General features: G+C 44.5%; 16 protein-coding genes. 2 read left to right on the top strand and 14 right to left on the bottom strand.

Annotation, left to right across the window (positions count from 1 at the left end; all coding sequences use genetic code 11):
• Positions 1-34 precede the first annotated feature (34 nt).
• Positions 35-2,071 carry a conjugal transfer protein MobC gene (mobC, locus tag NQ510_RS09170; protein WP_005636903.1) on the top strand — a complete coding sequence of 679 codons (2,037 nt, stop codon included), beginning with the start codon at positions 35-37 and terminating at the stop codon, positions 2,069-2,071.
• Between the two features lie 221 nt (positions 2,072-2,292).
• Positions 2,293-2,787, top strand: coding sequence for a dihydrofolate reductase family protein (locus NQ510_RS09165; protein WP_005636900.1), 495 nt, complete (start codon positions 2,293-2,295; stop codon positions 2,785-2,787).
• A gap of 5 nt (positions 2,788-2,792) precedes the next feature.
• On the opposite strand, the gene NQ510_RS09160 is transcribed toward NQ510_RS09165, so the two are convergent.
• The 14 genes from NQ510_RS09160 to NQ510_RS09095 form a co-directional block, all read right to left on the bottom strand.
• Positions 2,793-4,097 (bottom strand): sigma-54-dependent transcriptional regulator, encoded by a 1,305-nt coding sequence (locus tag NQ510_RS09160; RefSeq protein WP_005636898.1) that lies wholly within the window; start codon positions 4,095-4,097, stop codon positions 2,793-2,795.
• On the bottom strand, positions 4,042-6,417 hold the full coding sequence (locus NQ510_RS09155; RefSeq protein WP_005840888.1) for a hybrid sensor histidine kinase/response regulator: 2,376 nt from the start codon (positions 6,415-6,417) through the stop codon (positions 4,042-4,044). Before NQ510_RS09155 ends, NQ510_RS09160 begins: the two co-directional genes overlap by 56 nt.
• A 329-nt stretch (positions 6,418-6,746) precedes the next feature.
• Complete coding sequence (locus NQ510_RS09150) at positions 6,747-9,008, bottom strand: Helicase associated domain protein (protein WP_005636894.1); 2,262 nt, start codon at positions 9,006-9,008, stop codon at positions 6,747-6,749.
• Between the two features lie 24 nt (positions 9,009-9,032).
• Positions 9,033-9,341, bottom strand: coding sequence for an Arm DNA-binding domain-containing protein (locus tag NQ510_RS09145; RefSeq protein ID WP_005636892.1), 309 nt, complete (start codon positions 9,339-9,341; stop codon positions 9,033-9,035).
• An 895-nt stretch (positions 9,342-10,236) separates the two neighbouring features.
• Positions 10,237-11,397 (bottom strand): non-hydrolyzing UDP-N-acetylglucosamine 2-epimerase, encoded by a 1,161-nt coding sequence (wecB, locus tag NQ510_RS09140; RefSeq protein ID WP_007219053.1) that lies wholly within the window; start codon positions 11,395-11,397, stop codon positions 10,237-10,239.
• A gap of 11 nt (positions 11,398-11,408) precedes the next feature.
• Positions 11,409-12,107 (bottom strand): WecB/TagA/CpsF family glycosyltransferase, encoded by a 699-nt coding sequence (locus NQ510_RS09135; protein WP_005656920.1) that lies wholly within the window; start codon positions 12,105-12,107, stop codon positions 11,409-11,411.
• 12 nt (positions 12,108-12,119) lie between these two features.
• Positions 12,120-13,313 carry a glycoside hydrolase family 88 protein gene (locus tag NQ510_RS09130; protein ID WP_005636881.1) on the bottom strand — a complete coding sequence of 398 codons (1,194 nt, stop codon included), beginning with the start codon at positions 13,311-13,313 and terminating at the stop codon, positions 12,120-12,122.
• A 6-nt stretch (positions 13,314-13,319) separates the two neighbouring features.
• A complete protein-coding gene (locus NQ510_RS09125; protein WP_005840881.1) occupies positions 13,320-13,442 on the bottom strand; it encodes an LbetaH domain-containing protein in 123 nt (40 codons plus the stop codon).
• 346 nt (positions 13,443-13,788) lie between these two features.
• Positions 13,789-14,286, bottom strand: coding sequence for a serine O-acetyltransferase (locus NQ510_RS09120; protein ID WP_005828765.1), 498 nt, complete (start codon positions 14,284-14,286; stop codon positions 13,789-13,791).
• Positions 14,287-14,290: 4 nt separating this feature from the next.
• A complete protein-coding gene (locus NQ510_RS09115) occupies positions 14,291-14,491 on the bottom strand; it encodes an acyltransferase (RefSeq protein WP_005636874.1) in 201 nt (66 codons plus the stop codon).
• Positions 14,492-14,700: 209 nt separating this feature from the next.
• Positions 14,701-15,882, bottom strand: coding sequence for a glycosyltransferase (locus NQ510_RS09110; RefSeq protein ID WP_005636871.1), 1,182 nt, complete (start codon positions 15,880-15,882; stop codon positions 14,701-14,703).
• A 31-nt stretch (positions 15,883-15,913) separates the two neighbouring features.
• The gene (gene wecB, locus NQ510_RS09105) at positions 15,914-17,095 is read right to left on the bottom strand and encodes a non-hydrolyzing UDP-N-acetylglucosamine 2-epimerase (RefSeq protein ID WP_005636869.1); all 1,182 of its coding nucleotides are present in this window, start codon (positions 17,093-17,095) and stop codon (positions 15,914-15,916) included.
• Positions 17,096-17,101: 6 nt separating this feature from the next.
• Complete coding sequence (locus NQ510_RS09100) at positions 17,102-17,500, bottom strand: WbuC family cupin fold metalloprotein (RefSeq protein WP_005636866.1); 399 nt, start codon at positions 17,498-17,500, stop codon at positions 17,102-17,104.
• Positions 17,501-17,506: 6 nt separating this feature from the next.
• Positions 17,507-18,661 (bottom strand): capsular polysaccharide biosynthesis protein CapF, encoded by a 1,155-nt coding sequence (locus tag NQ510_RS09095; protein ID WP_005656928.1) that lies wholly within the window; start codon positions 18,659-18,661, stop codon positions 17,507-17,509.
• Positions 18,662-18,707 lie beyond the last annotated feature (46 nt).

Below are 18,707 nucleotides of genomic sequence, written 5' to 3'. Positions count from 1 at the left end.
AAAACAAGTATCAACCCATTTATATACAATTCTTATGCAGCAGGAAGATGATTTGAGGGCTCTCGCTAAGATAATGGAATTCGGCAGGGCCGTGAGTATTTTTCTTTTGGTGGTACACGTCTATGTGTACTGCTATCCGAGTATCACCGCATGGCACCTGAACCTTGAGGTGATAGACCGGATTCTGGTAAACTTCAACAACACGACCGGAATTTTCAACTGTATTCTCTGGAGCAAACTGTTGGCAGTGCTTCTGTTGGCCGTTTCCTGCCTGGGTACGCATGGGGTCAAAGGTGAAAAAATAACCTGGCCTAAAATTTATGCGGTGTTGGTGGCAGGATGCGCATTGTTTTTTCTGAACTGGTGGCTTCTTAAACTGCCATTGCCACACATGGCAAATACCGCATTCTATATTTTTACTCTTACGGCAGGCTATCTCGCCCTGTTGATGTCGGGATTATGGATGAGCCGCCTTTACAGGCACAACCTCATGGAAGATGTGTTCAATATGGAAAATGAGAGTTTCATGCAGGAAACCCGACTGATGGAGAATGAATATTCGGTAAACCTCCCGACGAGATTCTATTATAAAAAACGCTGGAATAACGGATTTGTCAATATTGTCAATATTTTCCGTGCCTGCATGGTTATCGGGACACCGGGCAGCGGCAAATCCTATGCGATAGTCAACAGTTACATACGCCAGCTTATAGCCAAAGGCTTTGCGATTTACATCTATGATTACAAGTTTGATGACCTGTCCACCATCGCCTATAATTCTTTGTTGAAGAATATGGACAAGTACGAGGTAAAGCCCCGGTTCTATGTCATCAATTTCGACGATCCGCGCAGGTCTCACCGGTGCAATCCCATTAATCCGGAATTCATGACGGACATTTCCGATGCGTACGAGGCAAGCTATACGATAATGCTCAACCTCAATCGCACCTGGATCGAAAAGCAGGGGGACTTCTTCGTGGAGTCTCCTATCATTCTGCTTGCGGCAATAATCTGGTATTTAAAGATTTACAAAAACGGTATTTACTGTACGTTTCCCCATGCGGTAGAACTGCTCAACAAACCCTACTCAGACCTGTTCACCATTCTGACCTCTTATCCGGAGCTGGAAAACTATCTTTCTCCCTTCATGGACGCATGGAAGGGAAATGCCCAGGACCAGCTCCAAGGCCAGATAGCCTCGGCTAAAATACCCCTTACGCGCATGATCTCCCCACAACTCTACTGGGTGATGACCGGTAATGATTTTTCATTGGATATCAACAATCCGAAAGAGCCCAAACTGCTCTGCGTGGGCAACAATCCGGACAGGCAGAACATTTATTCGGCAGCGCTCGGATTATATAATTCCCGTATCGTCAAGCTTATCAACAAGAAAAAACAGCTTAAATGCGCCGTTATCATTGACGAGCTTCCCACCATCTATTTCCGTGGGCTTGACAACCTGATCGCGACGGCGAGAAGCAACAAGGTGGGTGTGCTTCTGGGTTTTCAGGATTTCAGTCAATTGACACGTGACTACGGAGAAAAAGAATCCAAGGTCATCCAGAACACGGTGGGGAATATTTTCAGCGGACAGGTGGTCGGTGAAACCGCAAAAACGCTTTCAGAGCGCTTCGGCAAGGTGCTTCAGCAACGTCAGTCCGTATCCATCAACCGTCAGGACGTATCCACCTCCATCAACACACAGCTAGACTCGCTCATTCCCGCATCAAAGATCGCCAACCTCTCACAAGGCACGTTTGTCGGGGCTGTGGCGGATAATTTTGATGAGAGGATAGAGCAAAAAATATTTCATGCCGAAATTGTCGTGGACCATACCAAGATCAGCGCAGAAGAAAAGGCTTATCAGAAAATCCCGGTCATCAACGACTTCAAGGACAGGAACGGTAACGACATCATGATGCAACAGATACAACGCAATTACGACCAGATCAAGGCGGATGCGCAGGCTATTATCAATGAGGAGATGCGGCGTATCAAAAATGACCCTGAACTCCGTAAACGACTAGGTCTGGAAGATGAAAAAGGAAAGGACCCCGACAAATCATGACAAGTGGAGGGGTAATTGAAGAAATTATACCCCGACTGATCGGATTATTGAAAAAGATGCCGTATATTTGAAACTTGAAATAGAGAAATAAGGCCGGTCTCGACAATTGGGACCGCCATTATTATACATAAGTCGCAAGACGTCTCGAACAGGAATCTGACAAATTCAAAAACACAGAGGCTATTGCGTGAGGCTTATGCTATACCTTATAGCATGAGCCCATGCGGGTTTCTGTGTTGGGCTTTGTCAGAGCCTCTGTTCGAAATAAGCATGGGTTTCATGCTTTTTTAACAAGAGGTATGGCAAAAATTCAAGTTATCATGGCACTCACTTTGGACGGGTTCCTTCCGCATGAAGACGAGATGCTTATGCGATGGGTGAGGGAAAACAAACGGTATGGTTTCCCACGCTGGCAGCGACAGGCCACATTCCACATCTACCCCCATTACGGTTTGATGGACTTGCTGAATGTAAAGGAAAAGCATGACAAGGATTGTATTTATCTGGCAGGAGTGGGAGATGGAGGAAGTGCGGAATATGCCGATGGACTTTTTCGGTATAATCTGGTGGATGAGACAGTACTTTTTCTGCTGCCTCTTTCTTATGGTGGTGGAATCCCCTTGACGGGAGAATTCCGGTCTGCCCGCTGGAAACTTCTTGGCTGCAAAACTTTCTCCAACGGAATCTGCCGGCTTATGTATAAACGAAACGGATGAAGATGCTATCTCAACCCATACCTTTCCATTTTCTTGTATAGCGTCGGACGGCTCATCCCCAACATTCTCGCCACACGACTGATCTTACCTCCACATTCTTCCAGAATCTTCCTTATTAGTTCTTTCTCTTCTGCTTCTTCCATCAAGCCTTTTTTACATTTTTCGCCTGTCCTACAGATGGTCGCATTAAGATTCAGATCTTTATGGGTTAACAATGGAGATACCGCCAACAGGACAGCACGTCTTATCCGGTTGTCAAGTTCACGCACATTGCCCGGCCATGAGTGGGAAAGCATGGAGATTTTGGCTTGTTCGGTAAAACCGGAGGTCTCCACACGTATCTCTTCTGAATGTTGCTCACGAAAGAAGTCAGCCAGTGGCAATATATCTTCCGGGCATTCGGAGAGAGAGGGCTGGCGTATCTCAAACTCGGCGAGACGGTAGTACAGATCCTCCCGGAAACGTCCCTCCCGTATGGCACGCTCCATATCCTCGTTGGTGGCCGACAATATCCGTACATCGGCTTCAAGTTCTTTGCGGCTGCCCACTGGACAATACACTCTTTCCTGTAATACCCTGAGCAGCAGTGTCTGCATTTCGGGAGGCATGTTTCCGATCTCGTCAAGGAAGAGCGTACCGCCCTTGGCCGTCTCAAAATAGCCGGCAGTATCCTTTTTCGCATCGGTAAATGCCCCCTGCACGTGACCGAAGAACTCAGATGCGGCAAGTTCCCCCCGGATACAACCACAGTTCACCGCCACAAAAGGCTTGTCCTTACGCCCGCTATGCTGTTGGATCAGCTGTGCGACAGATTCTTTTCCGCTACCGTTCGGTCCAAGGATCATGACGGAACAATTCAAAGGAGCCACACGACAAGCTATCCGCTCGGTCTCCCGGACCGCCCCGCTAAGCCTTTTCATTAATGATTTCTTCGGGGGAACGGAAACTGGCAGACCGATCAATCCCCGTAACAGTTCCATCAGTAACTCCTCGTGGACAGGCTTGGGCAAGTAGTCCTTTGCGCCCAATTTGACGGCACGCACCGCATCTGCAATGGAGGCATGTTCGGTCATCACCACAAAAGGGATATGTAACCCTTGGGAGATGCTCCATTCCAGTAAACTGATGCCATCCCCTTCGGGAAGGCGGACATCCGTCAGTACCAGCGCCACGTTATTCCCCTTGATTTTCCGGCGTGCCGAAGGCTCATCTATGGCCGTCAATACCCTGTAACCGGCTTTCTGTAGCCATCTCTCAAGAATATCGCAAAGAATCAGGTTGTCCTCCACGATCAATAAAGTCTTTTTCATCCCCGTCATTTTTCTTTCTTAATTCATTATTTACTTCGTCTATCAGTAACCGTATCTGTTTCATAATTCTCATCGTGTACTCTCTGACCGTCTCGTCGCTCGAGGTCTTGTCATGCAGGAGCTTCCGATAACCGAACAGTACATCGTTGGCCCCTAACAACTCCCAGACCGGAGCCATCCGATGTACGATCCTCCGCATGGCTTCCCGATCGTTTTCTCTTAAAGCCTCCTCCAGTTCGGCAAGATCCTTTTCTGACTCTTTTGCGACAAGACCGAACATATGACGACGGTCGTCCGTACTTTCCATCAGGCGGGAATAGTCGAACGGAGACATGCCTGCACTTCTGCCCTCCGTAACGGAGGAGATAAAGGCCAGCAGTCCTTTTGAAGAGAAAGGCTTATGTATGCAACCGCAAAAACCGGACTTCATATACACGCCCGAGTCCCCGTCCCCCCGTGCCGTCATGACAGCGACCGGAACGGTACGGGAATTTCCGATATCCGAGTTACGCAGTAATCTCAACAAGCCGAAACCATCGGTCACGGGCATCTGTATATCTGTCAATACCAAATCATAATCCAAGCGGTCGAGTGCTAGAATGGCTTCTTTTGCATTTTGACAGGTCGTGCATTCCACCCCGTTGCGCCCGAGCATGTCTTCCGTTATTTTCAGAAGGATGCTGTCATCATCCACTACCAGTACATGTTTGGGAAGTATTGTCGCAGATTGTACCGGAAGCTCCTCTGTTTCCGGTTCTCCTGTCGTTTCCGAAAGGGGAAACGACAGGCGGAATGTTGTACCTTTACCTGGTCGGCTCTCTACTTCAATGCTTCCGTCCAGTACCTTTACAAGAGCTTTCGTGATAAAAAGCCCAAGACCGAAACCTTCCGAGTTTATCTCCTGCGCCGCACGCTCGAACGGACGGAAGACACGTTCCAATGTCTCCTCGTCCATACCGATACCGGTATCACCGACCTCCACATATAATCTTCCCGCCATGTACTCGGTATGGAAACGGATCGTACCCGACAGGGTGAACTTGATGGCGTTTGTCAGCAGATTGTCCAATATTTGTTCCAATTTGTCTGCGTCTCCTCTCACTGTAATATCACCGACATTCTTATGCCGGTGCTCGAACAGCAAGGCCCGGCCACCCGCTTTGCGGGCATATTCCTTCGATATGTTGTCAAGCAAGTTGTTTAGACGGAAAGGAACCTCGTTACGGGTATCCTTGGTCTCATTGATCTTATAAACATCCATCAGGTTGTTCACCAGATTCAGTATATGGCGGCAGGAATGGCGGATGTTCTCCAGATAGCCTTCCCGTTTTTTCTTTTCACGGGTTTCCGAGGCCAGTTCCACGCAGTTGTTGATATTACCCAATGGTCCTCGTATATCGTGCGAGATGGTCAGGATGATCTGTTTACGCATACCGAGCAGTTCCTCGTTCTCACGGTTTATCCTTTGGAGCTGTGCCCGCCCTTCCCTTTCTTTCCTGATGTCATGCCGTATGATCAGGAACGAGATGAATAGCAAGGAGGAAGCAGAGACGATTACCAAGACAAACAGTTTGAAAGAAAAATCTCCGGCTTCCGTGATTTTTTCCTCACGACTGATGAACGCCGCCTGCGCTTGCCCGTCAAGATGGGTGATGAGTATTTGCAACTTCCGGTTCAAGGCCTTATTCTGTATGCGCAGACTGTCGGTATACATGTCTATCCGGCGTTCACGTTCCTCTTGCATGGCGATCAGCTTCTCATTCAAATCTTGCAGTCCTTTCGATGGCTCGAAGACCTGTACGCTCCTTTTCCCTCCGAACCAACCGGCAATCCCTTTTTTCTTTTGGGTGACTGTCCGGGTACGAACCGCTTCCCTGATAACAATAGGCAGACGATTTGCGAGCAGGCTGTCCGCTTCCCCCTGTCTGGTAATGGTCTCCATAATGCGGAGCAGATGTATCTCCTTAGCTTCCAATAAATGACATAGGGAGTCTATCTGCTTTGGCAGGACGAACGTGCCACAACTCACTTTCAATATTTGTAACAAGCTGTCCGTTTGCAAGCGTTTTCTGCGATACTCACGAAAATCGGTATCCTCCCAGACAATGACGGACTCTCCATAGGTGGCAAGCTCCGTGATATAGCGATGCGCCGTACTGATGTCATGGCGTATCCTGCGTATCTCCGATGTTTCCGTTTTTATCTCACGCATGCGGCTCCGTTCGTATAACAAGATGGAAACCATGCCGCAAACAGCCATGATCAATATCATATACCCTAAAAGAACCTTATGCTGTAATGAAACTTTCCTTGCTACCATAAATATTTTCATTTTACGTAAACACTCACTTTAAACCACCAAGGATTTGTAACGGATTCGTTAAGCCAGTGTAATAGTTATCTATAATTCATTTATAAAATATAGAAGAAGCCCCTGTCTTCTCCGATAACCGGCTTCAGACAAGGGCTTCCATATTGGGATGAATCAATAACGATTTACTTTATGAGATTGGTCTTATTCCGGTTTTATCAGTTGGTTCCACCCGTATGCTGGCAGTTCCAAATCCGGGTAATGACAGACACTGTTCCAATGTTGATTATAATTGAATAGACAACTTTCATAACGGATAGAATCGAATATATTCCATATCAGGCAAGAGGGAAACCGATTCTTTCCAATTGTGCTTTTCGCTCGTCTGACATGTTCCCCTTGCGGTAATCCCGTCTTTGAATGGTACACCAGCGTCCCAATGCTCCTTCACGGCATCCCGGCCATCGTCCTTGCAGGTTATGGAACAGGCACAATTGTTCGAAGTTGCCTTGCCAGACCTGTTCCGCCGACCAGACAAATCCTATTTTATCCAACAGGAGCCGGCGGTCATTGGGTAACTTTCCCTGTTTACGCATTTTCCGTTGTGTATGGCACCATCCGCCCAAATTCCCTTCCGTCGATTTAGGGAAACGCCGATATTTTCTGACAAAAGACTTCAGCTCCTCGTAGTTCTTCATCCATTCCCCTTGGAGGTTCTGATTCCAGACAAAGCCGATCTCATTCAAAGCCCGGATGCGCTCTTTGCTCAAACGTCCATCCTTCCGTCTTTCCCGCTGGGTATAACACCAGGTCGCAAGCGGGCCGTCTTCACGTTTGGGCCAGCGTCCGCAGGTATCAAAGAAGACTTTCAATGCATGGTATTCCCTCATCCATTTGGAGTCGAGCTGATTCCACTCAAAACCGATTGCATCAAGCTGGTCGCACCGTTCCTTGGCAAGACAGCCTCGTTTGTAGGCGATGCGTTGCGTGTTGCACCAAAGGCCCAGTTTCCCTTCCGTCACTGAAGGCCAGTCGTTCTCTTCCCGGTGGAACTCGACCAGCCGCTCGTACATAATCTGCCATGGTTCCAGCTCGGCCAGGATCTCTTCGATGCGGAGCCGGATATCCGACAAATAGCCGGTAGCGAGGAACGAGGTTGTTCTTTCAAATCCGTGGGGCGATGGAAGATAAGAGAGTCGCTCCCAGTGGCACGCCATCACGTCGTAGACCGATTTACCCGACAGGTTATTCACGAAATCCAAGACGACCGGCTGTTTCCCGCTTCCGGCATCCAGACAGCGCCCCAGCTGTTGCAGGGTGACAATGTAAGATTCGGTGCGCCGCAGGAACAAGACGGCATCCACTCCCTCGACATGCAATCCTTCGATCAGCATATTGACGGAAAAGAGTACGTGTAACCGGTCCGACTCTTCTCGGAAAGCGGCCAACAGCCGCTGATTCTCCTGCTCGCTTTGCGCATGATGGATTTCAAATGGCGTAATCGATCGGCCTGCCTGTGTGAGCCAGTCGCACACTTCCGGCACCATCTGTCTGAGATCGGCCAGGTCGCGACAGAAAACCAGCAGTTTGCGTACGCTTTCGGGTAGGAACTTCCGGATCACCGACGACGCGCCCAAAGCACCTTTGAAATCGACCCGCGCCAGGTCCAGTTTCTTTTGGATGCGCTCTCTCCGGCGGACTGAACAACCGCTGCGTTCCAGCTTTCTTTGCAGCCGATCCAGTTCGTTGTCCAGCCCGTAAGCACTTTGTACCAGGATCGGCACTGGTAAGATATTGTAATACCAAGCTTGCGGCAAGGTAAGTTCATAAAACAAATTTCCTTCGAAATAAAGATCCACCGTATCGATCATTCCTTCCGGACGGATTGGCGTTGCCGATGTTCCCAGGACATAGGCACAGGGATTGTTTTCTATCACTTCCTGCAAGGCACTTCCCCAAATTTCCGCCCCGAAATGATGGAATTCATCAATAAGAATATGATCTGCCCGTAACAACCCATTGTCCTCCCGGTTACGAATCAGTGACTGGAATGTCCGGTACGTCACTTGCGGAATGGAGAATCCGACGGCTTTCCGGATCTCATCCAGAATCGTGATGTTCGGAGCAAAGACCAATATATTTTCCTTTGCATGATCTGCGATATAGCGTGCCAGCAAATAGGATTTCCCTGTTCCGGTAGCCTGCACGACCGTACCGATACGGTGTTGTTTGAATCCCCGCATGATCGCCCTGTAAGCCGCTTCGTTATGCGGATAAAGCTCCACATGTCTTCCGGACAAGAGGCTTTCAATATAGCTTTCATCCGAAACGGTCAGCCCGTGCAGTTCAAAGTCCAATGCTTCCGGCAGGAATCCACCGTGCGCCACGATCCTGAAATAGAGATTTCGATATCCTTTGTTCAGTGAAGAAAGCTTTTCATAAAACCTTTCAACATCCGAACGGGTCAAAGGCTGCTCGTTCCAAATCTCCTTCACGATAGCATGTGCCATTCCCGGTTTGAAGCCTATCCGTAATCCATCTTCGGATTCTGTTACCTGAAAACCTAGACGGTGATAGCAATCTGTCAAAGACGGTACCATCCTATTGACTTACAAGTCAAAAGTTCATTTGATTATTGTCCTTTGATGTTTAAAGATGGCTATCATATCGCCCATTGTCAGTCGACCGGTAACATCTTCCGTTATAATCCGGTTCAAAAGCCGAAGATCCGCTTCCATCTGAGCACGAAAGAGACAGGCTTTGGGATGCTCTCCCCGGATTGTCTTTGTGGTTTCATCCCAAGAAGAAGTTGGTAGGTGAAGGTGGGAAGAAAATTCCATACGTCGGTTATGTCCTTTGTAGATACGGTAATAAACCGTACCGTACCCTATGGCTTTCTTACAAGTCTCAAAACGGACAACGACTGTAGGCATCCTTATTATTTTCTTGATTAGTATTTTACAGTAGGTTGATGTAAAAGCATATACCTTCCGAAGAATATTTCCCGTTTTGCAAAGAGGACTGATAAGTCATACAGTCTGCCACTCCATTCCATTTAATTGTAATCACGTTTTCATTTTCGGTAGGTGACATAGAAACCTATGATATATTTTTTTTTCGTATATTTAGTGGCAGCAACATAATAGTTCCCCAATATGGTTCTTCTACTATCCGGCCAATCATCTCTTTTCACCTTGTCACTCGTCGTAATGTGATCATTACTTCCAATAGCAATACATGATCATCATTCGTTTTCTTTGATAGGCCTGATTCTTTTAGATAAATATCAATTCTTGTGATCAAAATCCATATTATCTATATTGCTGTCTTTTAATTTTTTCTGTATAGTACAAATAATTCCAGCTCAATCTATGAAAAAGGAATGATGCTCAAAAAATGATTGCCTGTATGATACATCCACTTTCCTAACGAATTCAAGCTGACATCGGGCAGGAACTCTTTTCTGAAAAAGTGACCACCTATGCGAGTTTTTCCTCCATCATCTATGTCCGTGCTCGGCACATAAATCAATCCACTCATTCTTGTATTTACTGCGTAAAAACAGGAAAAGTCACAAACAACAAAAGTCCTCCGAGGAATATCCACCGAAAAATTTCTTTTTTTCGTTTATCATTCTTCATTTTATACCCGATGTTAGGTTTTGCAACAATTCGTATATCTTACCATGAAACAAGTCCCGATAATGAAGTTCAACTCCAGAAAAAACTTTCACTTTAAGTTTATTAGCTCTTGGTAATGCAAACCATAAGTAATAACAAGTATTTCGATTTGTAAAAATATTTTTCAGTATCAGCTTCATAGCTCAGCTTATATCCTATATAACAATGCATTTACAATACGTCCGCAGGCTAATCCGTCACCGTACGGATTTACAGCCTTACTCATTTTTTCATAAGCTGCTTTATCATCAATCAAAGATGATACTTCGTTTACAATCTTATTATAGTCCGTACCTACCAGTTTCACCGTTCCGGCATCTAATGCTTCTGGTCGCTCCGTGGTATCACGCATCACCAATACCGGTTTACCCAGTCCCGGAGCTTCCTCTTGAATGCCACCGCTATCTGTCAATACGATGCTGCTCTTCTCCATTAGATACACAAAACTCAAATACTCCAATGGTTCAATGAAGAACATATTTTTTAAGCCGGACAGATTCTCCCCGAACACCTCATGAATCGGCTTGCGTACATTAGGATTCAAGTGCATAGGATAAACAAAATCCAAATCTGGATATTTAACCGTCAAATCTTTAATAGCTGTACACATATTGATAAATCCGTCACCAAAATTCTCACGACGATGCCCTGTAATCAATACCAGCTTCTTGCCATTGTTCAAGCGGTTTACATCATAACCCGCTTTGCTCAATATATCTTCCAATTCATTATCTAGCTCCTTGTTGTTCTTGATTTTATCCACTACCCAATAAAGTGCATCAATCACTGTGTTACCAGTTATAATGATATTGCGGTCATCAACGCTCTCTTTAATCAGATTATTACGACTTAACGGAGTGGGAGAAAAATGATAGGTCGCCAGACGCCCCGTCAACAACCGATTCATCTCCTCCGGCCATGGGCTATAAATATTATGTGTACGCAAACCAGCTTCCACATGTCCCACCGGTATCTGTTGATAAAAAGCAGCCAAAGCTGCAGCTGTAGAAGTGGTAGTATCCCCATGTACCAATACCACATCGGGCTTTACCTCTTTCAGTACATCACGCATACCGGTCAGCACACGAGCGGTCACATCATACAGATCCTGTCCCTGCTTCATGATATTCAAATCATAATCCGGTTTGATGTCGAATATCTTCAACACCTGATCCAGCATTTCCCGATGCTGTCCGGTTACGCACACCACAGTCTCTACCCGTTTTGGCTGTTTCTGGAATTCTTTCACCAGCGGAGCCATCTTGATTGCCTCCGGACGGGTGCCGAAGACCAACATCACTTTCTTCATATTTCCTCTGTTTATAATTTTTTCTTCATCAGCCACCAAGCATACTTCACCAAGTGGATCTGACGTTTAATTCTTTTGGGTTCTTTTATCAAGCGATAAGCAAATTCCAGATTATGCTCCACCCACCATTTCGGTGCGCGCTGCACATGACCTGTATAGACATCGAAACTGCCACCCAATCCTTGGAAGATAGCGCGATGCCGTTGCTGTATCTCCTCCATCAGCAATTCCTGCTTTGGCGACCCCATAGCCACGAATACCACATCCGGTTTCTTCTCCACAATATCGTCTATCAATCGTCGTTTCTCTTCATCCGTCTTGATATAGCCGTTACGATAACCCACTATTCGGATATCCTGATATTCAGAACACAGTTTCTCTACGGTCTCATTTACGATTTGCGGTTTTCCACCAACCAGATAGAATGTCTTTTCCTTGTAAAAGCGAGTAATAATCTTTAGCCATAGTTCACATCCGGGAATCTTACAGGCATCTTTATAACCTTTCTGCTTTAAAGCCATTTGTGCACCGGCTCCATCACAATACCCAATATTTCGATTGATAATGGCACGTGTCTGTTCCGTGGCATGCAATATCTTTTCTGCATTGATCGCTACCAATATGCCCTTATGCGTGTCCACATAATGCAATAGTTGCTGTTCGGAGTCGAAAGGGAATATTTCGACCCCGTTTAATGAAACTTTATCCATAAGATTAAAATATTATTCGGCAAGTAAATAATGGCTCATAGCATTAAATATAAACGCATTGCTCCAACGCATATATGATATTTTTGAACTTATCCCCGGCTTTAACTGGTAGTAGAAATAGCCTTTCCGGTCTTGCATATTGCGGATAGTCCAATCAATGACCTTTTCTGCAATTTCCTTGTATTCTTCGATCTTGTGCAACCTTGCGAGCGTTACGAGCAACTGCCCCGGGCAGTGAATGTCGATGGGATAAGTGCGGTTGTCGTAGTATTTTGGCATTCCGTTGGCTTCAAAGAAGTTTTGAATATAATATTCAAAGCCCTTCTCAATATATTTGCGATACTTATTGTCGCCTGTCAGCTCCTGATATGCAATAAGCGCATCAAGGTTATAGCCTGTATGAAAACTGTCAACCCAACTCTGAACGGGTAGCATGCCATATACCCATGCACCGTTTGGCTTTTGACCTGAGCAGCATGCCTTTATGCTTTGCTCTGCAAGTTCGCAGTATTCCTCGTTGCCTGTGTACTTGTAGCAAAAACTAAGCAGCCTTGAGCCGAGCAGTGAGGCGTTAAAGACAGTGTCGTTTCCCTGCAACGGGCTGTAAGAGAATAGGAATCCGTCCTTATATTCCGTGCGGTGAAGGTCGTTGATAACGAAATGTGCCGCACTGAGAGCGATTTCAAGAAACCTTTTCTCTCTGGTAATTTCGTATGCTTCCATAAGAGCGGTTGCACAGAAATTGCTCGCAACAACGGTTGGAGTAAACTTTGGGAAAAGGAAAAGTCTGCGAGCCTGCCAGTCAAAGTTATATCCCCAGCAAGCACCGCTGTAACCTTTTGATTGTAGAGAGATCAACAGTTCAGCCAGTTCGTTAATCCGTGATTTCAGGGAATCGGGAGAGCCGAGGCTTTCCGCAAGTTTGGGGTTTGCCTTAACCGCATTATATAGGTTGCAGTAACCGGAAAGGAAAAGCCCGATGCCCTTGGCATTATATTCCTTGGGGACAAGCGCAAGCCTGCGGAGATTGACTGGGCAGCGCTTAAATCCTTGGATAACAACCAGGCGGCAGATTGCCGACTTCTTCAGGAACGGCAACGCCTGAAAAACCTTCGAGTTAAGTCCGTCATAGGGATCCCAACCCTTGAACCCCTCATTCTCGCAATACTCCTTCAGCAAGCGAAAAGAGTTGATAACTTTATGCATATTATGTTATTCTTTAGTCCTTAGAATTTTGGTGGGTACGCCTGCAACGATAGCATTATCGGGAATTGGTTTGGTTACGACTGCGTTTGCTCCTATTGTAACATTGTTTCCGATTGTTATACCACCCATAACGATAGAACCTTTCGCAATATAAACATTATTACCTATCACTGGTACTTCCGGAAATCTTGAATTACCCCCCTATGGAAACTTGCTGACATATAGTGCAGTTTACCCCTATAATTGATTTAGAATGGATAACAACACCCATACCTCCGTATCCAAAAGTTGACCCTCTGCCAATCTTTGCCTGGTATGGAATCTTGCTGTTGTAAATTAGGAAAATAAGCAATGTTATCAATTTTGGCAGTACAGGAATGTGGTGCAAGTACAGCCACCTTGATACCCGATAAAAAGAGATTGCATTCAACATAGTTTTATCCTTTTAAAACTATATCCGATTGCAACTTTTGATTTACTCTTTTGGTTGCAGATATGATGCTATTCCATCTAAATCTTTTTGATTTGAAGAAATATTATAGTTTAAGTCTTTAGTATATCCGATTATTTTAGCAGGAGAGCCTGCAACAATTACCCCCCCCCTTAATGATTTATCAACAAACGAATTAGCTGCAACAATACAGTTATCACCAATTTCTACTGGTCCACAGATTACAACGTTTGGACCGATAAAAACGTTATTGCCAATTTTAGGAACGTTTTTATATGGAAATTTTCTTACTGTTGAGAATCGTAAACCTAATACGCAGTTTTCTCCAATTTCCGTTCCTGGGATTAGTACAGTGCTAATTCCTTTACAAACAAAATAAGATCCTTTACCGATTTTTGAATCAGCAGTAATTTTAGTGTTGTAAATCAGAAAAATTAATAGTTGAATTAATTTAGGTAAAAATGGAATGTGGTGTAAGTATAACCACCTCTGTATTCTGTAAAAAAATATTGCGTTTGGCATAATTTTATCGTTTTCTGATAAAGCGGGCGGGGTTTCCTGCCCATACTTCGTTTGACGGTATATCTTTCGTCACTATTGCCCCGGCGCCTACGATTGCCCCTTCTCCGATTGTGACCGGCTTGACAACCATTGTTCCCATGCCAATGTAGGCTCCTTTGCCAACATGCACTTGACCGCGGTCATAACTGCCTGTCTTCGGGTTCATGAAATGCGTTACAATCCGGACGCCGACAGTCAGGCGCACGCCCTCTTCAATGACAATATCTTCGGGATAATTTGTGTCGAAAATAACGTCCTCTCCGATGAAGGTCTTTTTAGGGCATTTGATGTTTACCCCCCCCCCATTTACAAAGCGTTGGTCTCCAACCCCTTGACTTCATTGGCAAATGCTGTAAATGAAGGAAGACAAGTTTTTTAATTCTTGACAGTTTCATTATTAAATCTAATTTTATTGCATATATATTCTATATTTTTTGCTCTATTTTTCCATGAGATTTTTTCCGCTAATTGCCTATTAGCGTACCCCATGGTCTTTAAATCGCTATAAGGTATATCTTTAATTTCTTGTAAAATTTTTAATATCGAGTATTTATTGTATTCTACTATAAAAAAACCTTTTTCATTTTTTACAAAATCAATTATATCACCATAAGGTGACAATATAACGGGCTTCCCAAATGCTAAATAATCACCTAATTTATTAGGCCATCCAGCTTTAGAAACATTGTTGTCATCTAATAATTGCAAAAACACATCTATATCTTTTAAGGTAGAAACATCTTTAGAATAATCTAACCATCCTCTATATTCAGCAATTTCAGACAATCCTAATTGATTCCACTTTTCGTTTGAGATAGTATTCCCATATAGAATCAACCTGTAACTGTTTTTAACATTTTCACATTTCAATGCTTCTATAAACGGAGCTATCAAATCAATTTCGTGATTATTAATGCCAATGTATGCTATATTTATTTTTCGTTTTTCAACAGATGAATAGGATGGATATAACGGCTTTACATCTTTCACTATAGACCCACCAGGAACAATAAAAATTTTTTCTGAGTCAATTCCATTTTCAACAGCCCTATCTTTCATAAAAGTAGATAATACGACTATAGCATCAGCTTTTCTTTTATCGTTGAGTTCATTATAGCATTCCAGTCTACCGTATGTTAACCTAAACAATCTACTTTTCTTTTTAATATAACCTCCTTTACCAAAGAAATCCCACCACTCAGAAATATAAACAGAATGATAAATAAATCTATTTAATTTACAAGGTAAGGAAGTAAATCTATGTCCACAATCTGCTATACATATTTCAAATTTATGGAACATCGAGTATATCAATCCAAATAAAGTACTCCAAATAGCAAAACCTGAGGATTTCATTTTGGCAGGAAAAAAGTCTGGTAGTACTTTTATTTTAACACCTTGATAGATAATAGTATTTATCTTAAAGAATGAACATTTAGGATTGATTGTTAATAAGGTCACATCATGTCCTAAATCTGCTAATCCTTGTGCCATATAAAAGGTTCGTCCCCATCCATTTTTTCCTTTCATGCCATGATGAGAATAAAGAACTTTCATTATTTATTGATGATTTAGGTAAAATTCTTAATTATTTTCTCCATATCATTTTATTGACAACGCCGGTGTAACTTTGGATGAGTTTAACGGTCTTTGTTGATACGTTCTCATCAACATAGTTTGGCACTGGAATGCCGTTATCTTGATTCTTGTTCATCTCTACGGCTGTATCAACCGCCTGAAGCAATGATTTTTCGTCAATGCCTGCCAATATGAAGCATGCCTTGTCGAGGGCTTCCGGACGCTCTGTGCTCGTGCGGATGCAGATTGCCGGGAACGAATGGCCTACTGATGTGAAGAATGAACTCTCCTCTGGCAATGTTCCACTGTCGCTGACAACGGCAAATGCGTTCATCTGGAGACAGTTATAATCATGAAATCCGAGAGGCTCGTGCTGAATTACTCTTTTGTCTAATTGGAATCCGTTTGCGGCAAGGCGTTTGCGGCTTCTTGGGTGGCAACTATAAAGCACCGGCATATCGTACTTCTCTGCCATCGCATTGATTGCCCGGAACAATGAAGTGAAGTTCTTTTCTGAGTCGATATTCTCCTCACGGTGGGCGCTAAGAAGGATATATTTGCCCTTTTCAAGGCCGAGACGGTTATGAATGTCGCTTGCCTCAATCTCTTCAAGATTATTATGAAGGACTTCCGCCATTGGTGAACCGGTAACGTATGTCCTCTCCTTCGGCAATCCGCATTCTGCAAGATAGCGGCGAGCATGCTCGCTATAGGCAAGGTTGACGTCACTGATGATATCGACGATACGGCGGTTTGTCTCTTCCGGAAGGTTCTCATCCTTGCATCTATTACCTGCTTCCATGTGGAAGATAGGTATGTGCAGACGCTTTGCTCCGATAACTGACAGGCATGAGTTTGTATCGCCAAGAACAAGTACAGCATCGGGCTTTACCTGCGACATGAGTTTATAGGAAGCACTTATGATATTTCCCATTGTTGAACCGAGGTCATCGCCAACGGCATCCATATACACTTCTGGTTCTTTCAACTTCAGGTCTTTGAAAAAGATGCCGTTCAAGTTATAGTCATAGTTCTGGCCTGTATGAGCAAGGATTGTGTCGAAATAGATGCGGCACTTACTGATAACGGCTGCAAGGCGGATAATTTCAGGTCTTGTTCCTACAATTATCAAAAGTTTCAACTTGCCGTTTTCCGCAAATTTTATATCTGAATAGTCAGTTTTTAATTCCATAATATTTTATTTTGTCATTGTATTTTTAGGAGTAAGTGGTGTGTACGGTCCATCCTTAACTTCAAAGATTACCGTTCCGCTTTCAAGGACCTCAATCGTATGCCATTGACCGATAGGAATCTGAACGCCGTAACATCCTTTCAAGGGGTCAAGTTCACGGCTTTCTTCCAACTGACCATCTTCACCGTAAAACAGCACGTTGATTCTACCGCGTAGAACGAAATACGTTTCTGCAGTATGGGTATGGCGGTGAATCGGCAAATCGGTTCCGGGTTCCATAGCGTTCATCAGTCTCTGCGCCTTTGCCTCAAGACTGTCATGCAGATTGTAGTTCATCCGCAAACGGGGACTCGCCTTTGCCTGTGCCGTTACCCCGTCAAGCAATTCTTTGTCGATAACCAACATAACCTGCTATTTTACTACTTTATCGAAATAAGTATCTGGGCGGTTCGGGTCAAAGCACTCGTTACACCAAATCAGAGTTACAAGATTCTCTGTTTCTGAAAGGTTTACAATGTTATGAGTGTATCCCGGGATAGTCTCAACAACCTCGATTTTATCGCCGGAAACCTCAAAATTGACGACCTCGTCTGAATCGACCTTACGCATCTGAATAAGGCCGTGACCGCTGACTACAACGAATTTCTCCACCTTTGTATGGTGCCAGTGCTCACCTTTGGTAATACCCGGTTTGGATATATTCACCGCAACCTGACCACGATCGGCTGTCCTGATAAATTCAGTAAAACTGCCGCGCTCGTCGACGTTCATTTTCAAAGGATACGCAAAACGCTCCTTCGGCAGATAAGTAAGGTATGTTGAATAGAGTTTCTTAGCCAAACCGTCGCCCATATCTGCAACGCCGAGATTTGCTGGCATATCCTTAAACGAGCGGATAATCTCAACAATCTCGCCAAGTGTGCGGGTATGAGTGACTGGAACTTCACAGAAGTTTTCATTGCAATGCTCGTTGCCGTTAAGTGCCGCTATCATCTCATCAACAACGTCGTCTATATAAACAAGATTCATAACAATGCTCGGGTCATTGACGCTAATAGGAAGATCATTCGCTATATTGTTGCAGAAAGTTGCAATGGCACTATTATAGTTTGGACGACACCACTTTCCGAAAACGTTCGGGAAGCGGTAGACAAGCACTTTCGCTCCAGTTTCCGCCGAATATTCAAACATCAACTGCTCGCCAGCACGCTTCGACTCACCGTAAGGATTGTCAAGAACCGCCTGAATAGATGATGAAATCATAACAGGGCAAGTGTTTCCATACTTCTTCAAAGTGTCAAGAAGCACCGACGCAAAGCCGAAATTGCCCTTCAGAAACTCAGAATTGTCCTTCGGGCGGTTAACACCGGCAAGATTGAAAACAAAGTCTGCATTCTTGCAATATTCCTCAAGGTCGGCAGGGTCACTGTCAATATCATATTCATAAACGGCCAAGTCCTCACTGTCAATGCCGTAATTGCGAGCTTTGCCATCGCGGATATTGTAAAGTTGCGAAACAAGATTTCGACCGACAAAGCCCTTGGCTCCGGTAACTAATATTTTCATTGAGATAAAATTTAATTATGATGGAAAAGAAAGATAATGTCTTCCT

Origin of the sequence: Bacteroides uniformis, assembly GCF_025147485.1 — a bacterium.
Classification (GTDB): Bacteria; Bacteroidota; Bacteroidia; order Bacteroidales; family Bacteroidaceae; genus Bacteroides; species Bacteroides uniformis.
Note: the sequence above shows the minus strand (reverse complement) of the source record. Positions and strands in the feature narration are given on the sequence as shown.